This is a genomic window from Corallococcus praedator (assembly GCF_003612125.1).
In the GTDB taxonomy this organism is placed as follows: domain Bacteria; phylum Myxococcota; class Myxococcia; order Myxococcales; family Myxococcaceae; genus Corallococcus; species Corallococcus praedator.
Window position 1 is genome coordinate 1 of record NZ_RAWI01001153.1, and the last position, 425, is coordinate 425.

Consider the following 425-nt stretch of genomic DNA (forward strand, 5'->3'; position numbering starts at 1 on the left):
CGCATGGTATTGCGTCTGTTGCCGGAACGCGGCGAATTGACCGGTTTGCGTCAGCTGGGTTTTCTGGAACGCGACGTCGATATCCTGCAAAGAATTTTCGACAAACCGGCTGGTCTGGTTTTGATCACCGGTCCGACCGGTTCGGGTAAAAGCACGACGCTGCATGCCGCCTTGCGCATGCAGTCACTGATTGAACGCAATGTGCTGACGGTCGAAGACCCAATCGAATATCGCGTGCCCGGCGCTTGCCAAACCGAAGTCAACCGTCGTGCCGGTTACACTTTCAGCACCGCACTGCGCCACTTCTTGCGTCACGATCCGGACGTCATGCTGATCGGCGAAATTCGCGACAGCGAAACTGCACAAGCTGCATTGGAATCAGCCGCCACCGGCCATCTGGTGTTGTCGACCTTGCACGTATCGAA

1 protein-coding gene is annotated in these 425 nt (G+C 56.7%); it reads left to right on the top strand.

Annotated elements, in window-relative coordinates:
• The coding region (locus D7Y13_RS43485; RefSeq protein WP_167508831.1) for a GspE/PulE family protein at nt 1–425 on the top strand (425 nt) is incomplete at both ends.